The 3349-nt window shown below is 47.3% G+C and carries 3 protein-coding genes; all 3 read right to left on the reverse strand.

Features of this window, described 5'->3' with window-relative positions; all coding sequences use genetic code 11:
* A partial coding sequence (nhaD, locus tag ACWVCM_RS10985) for a sodium:proton antiporter NhaD (RefSeq protein WP_455201798.1) occupies window positions 1-1350 on the reverse strand: 1350 nt, incomplete at its 3' end.
* Between the two features lie 265 nt (window positions 1351-1615).
* The gene (locus ACWVCM_RS10990; protein ID WP_455201799.1) at window positions 1616-2620 is read right to left on the reverse strand and encodes an NAD-dependent epimerase; all 1005 of its coding nucleotides are present in this window, start codon (window positions 2618-2620) and stop codon (window positions 1616-1618) included.
* Between the two features lie 30 nt (window positions 2621-2650).
* Window positions 2651-3349, reverse strand: a 699-nt coding sequence (locus tag ACWVCM_RS10995; protein WP_455201800.1) for a nucleotide sugar dehydrogenase, incomplete at its 5' end; no start/stop codon positions are given.

The following is a 3349-nucleotide window of genomic DNA, read 5'->3' on the forward strand; positions in this document are numbered from 1 at the left end:
GGGTGTCCATTTTAAATGGCCAAAGAAGGTATACATCCCTTTTGCCTGTCCCATGAGTGCAACGCCAGCGGCGGAACCGATTGATAGCATGCTGCCACCAACGCCGGCAGTTAATGTTACCAGTAGCCATTGACCCTGCGACATGTCTGGACCCATGCTCAGCACCGCAAACATGACAGGTATGTTATCAACGATGGCTGAGAGGATGCCTACCATCACGTTTGCAGATGTGGCTCCCCATTCTACATACATAACCTGTGATGCCAGAGAAAGGTAGCCAATAAAACCCAATCCGCCAACGCAGAGCACAACGCCATAAAAGAAAAGCAAGGTATCCCATTCGGCTCGCGCAACATTGTGATAAACATCGTACTGTCTGTCATCCGCCGCACTGGCTTGTATGGGATTAGTTATGACAGATTCCTGTATGGCAAAAGACTTTTTCAGGTAAAAACCAAAAAACTGCAAATAAGCAAGGCCAGTCATCATGCCCAGCATGGGTGGTAAATGTAAAAAATTGTGGAAACTAACCGCTGTTGCAATGGTGAGAAAAAACAGGAACATGATTCGCCTGGCGCCACGTTTCATTACAACAGTATCGGTGGTCGGTGCTGGCGTTTCATTGGGAATGGCAAAATGCATAAACGCCGCTGGCACTACAAAGTTTACCAGTGCAGGAATAAACAATAAGAAGAACGTCCAGAAGTCGAGGATACCACGTTGCCATACCATCAAGGTGGTGATATCACCGAAGGGACTGAATGCACCGCCGGCGTTTGCAGCGATGACAATATTAATACAGGAAATACTGACGAAACGGGGACTGTCGACCCCCACAGCCATGACCACTGCGCACATAAGTAAGGCGGTTGTTAAATTATCGGCAATGGGGGAGATGAAAAATGCCAGGAAGCCGGTGAGCCAGAACAGTTTGCGATAGCTGAAATTTCGTGACACCAGCCAGGCCCGTAGCGCATCAAAAACGTTTCTTTCTTCCAATACATTTATATAAGTCATTGCAACCAGCAGGAATAACATCAACTCTGCAAATTCGAGCACGTTGTGGCGAACCGCTTTTTCGACTGCATGGGAATCACCCATACCCGAATAAACGGCAGCAATCATCGCCCAAATGATTCCAGCAGCGAGAATGACAGGTTTGGATTTCCTTAGATGGGTGAATTCTTCAGCCATTACCAACAGATAGGCCAGGACAAAGATTACAATGGCGAGATAACCTACCATGTGTGAAGTAAGACTTACGGCAAGTTGGCCAGACTCTGCTGCAAGGGCGACGCCGGAAAGTGAAAATAGTATTAGAATCAGAAATAAGCCAAATCGAGTGCTCATGGTTGTCTCTTAGTTTGTATTATTCAAAGTTGGTGGTTTGTGCGGCATTTGTTGTCCGCATTATTTTAATTTATTTTATTGTGCACCGGCCGTGATCGCGATGACGCGTGCACTGGTAAATGCCCGGCGAGACTGAACGCATCCATCAGTTCAATCTGCCGAACAAGCTATTGTTGGCGCGTTGGCGGGATATTGTAGTCGTTTATGACAAAATGTGCACGTGTTTGGCGATGATCACGTAAAAGACAGGTTTTTTGTCGCTATTTTATTTATAAAAATCCTGGTACCACTCCACGAATCTGGCGATTCCATCTTCTACCGACGTATCTGGTTTGTACCCTACGTCCTTGACCAGGTCGCTGACGTCCGCGTAGGTATCAGGGACATCGCCCGGTTGCAATGGCAACAGGTTGAGTTCCGCTTTCTTGCCCAGGCAATCTTGAAGCACGTTTATATAGTGCATGAGATCCACCGGTTGGTTGTTGCCGATGTTATATAAGCGGTAGGGCGCTTTGCTGGTGGCAGAGTCAGGTGCATCTCCATTCCAGTCAGCATTGGGCTGCGCAACGTTGTCCAGCGTGCGGATGACCCCTTCTACGATGTCATCAATATATGTGAAATCGCGTTTATGATTCCCATAATTGAACACATCGATTGGTTTGCCGGCCAATATATTTTTAGTGAAGAGAAACAACGCCATATCCGGACGACCCCACGGTCCATAGACGGTAAAAAAACGTAGTCCGGTGGTTGGGACCTGGTACAGGTGGCTATAAGTGTGAGCCATGAGTTCATTGGCCTTTTTACTGGCCGCATACAGGCTGACCGGGTGGTCCACGTTGTGGTGGACGGAAAATGGCATATTGGTGTTAGAACCGTAAACGGAACTGCTGGACGCGTAAACAAGATGTTCGACATCATTGTGTCGGCATCCTTCCAGAATGTTGGTAAATCCAACGATGTTGCTGTCTACATAGGCGTGGGGATTCTCCAGTGAATAACGAACGCCGGCTTGCGCGGCGAGATTGATGACACGATGCGGCTTGTGTTTGCGGAAGGTTTCTTCCATCGCCTCACGGTCTTCAATGCTGATTCGCACATCGGTAAAACCAGGATTGTCTTTTACCAGCGCCAGGCGTGCTTCTTTCAGGGATACATCGTAATAGTCATTGAGATTGTCAATGCCGATAACTTCGTCACCACGCTCGAGTAGTCGCTGACTCAGTTTGTTTCCGATAAACCCGGCGGTGCCTGTAATCAATACTTTCATTCTTGTAAATACTCCAATGCTCTTTTCGAACTATAAGCGGCCGTCAACTGCATCCCTGGGCAACATGCTTTTTACATCAAAGACTACAACATTGTCTTTACCTAATTTCCGAATATTCTCGGCGCCCATCTCATAGAATTGCTGATGGTTAACGGCGACGATAATGGCATCGTAGTGATTTTGCTTGAGCTCGGTAATTGGGGTGATTCCATATTCGTGTTGCGCTTCTTCTCCGTTCACCCAGGGATCATATACTTCAATGTTAGCATTGTAATCTTTGAACTCGTCAATGATATCAACAACGCGGGTGTTGCGAAGGTCAGGACAGTTTTCCTTGAAGGTTAAGCCCAGTATTAACACGTTGGCTCCTGCTACATGCATACGACGCTGCGTCATGGTTTTTACTACGCGGTTTACCACCTGTGCGCCCATCTCGTCATTAATACGGCGTCCAGCAAGAATGATTTCCGGTTGGTAACCGATTTCCTGTGCTTTATGGGTTAAATAGTAAGGATCTACACCAATGCAGTGACCACCGACCAATCCTGGACGGAAAGGAAGGAAATTCCATTTCGTACCTGCAGCTTCCAGGACTTCCAGTGTGTCGATGCCCAGCTTGTGGAAGATCAAAGACAGTTCATTAATCAACGCAATATTCACATCGCGTTGGGTATTCTCAATGACCTTTGCTGCTTCCGCTACCCGAATGCTACTGGCCTTGTGTGTACC

Source organism: Kaarinaea lacus, from assembly GCF_975902315.1.

Coding starts and splice junctions, on each gene's coding strand:
- ACWVCM_RS10990 (WP_455201799.1), bottom strand. CDS start 2,620: ATGAAAGTATTGATTACAGGCACCGCCGGGTTTATCGGAAACAAACTG.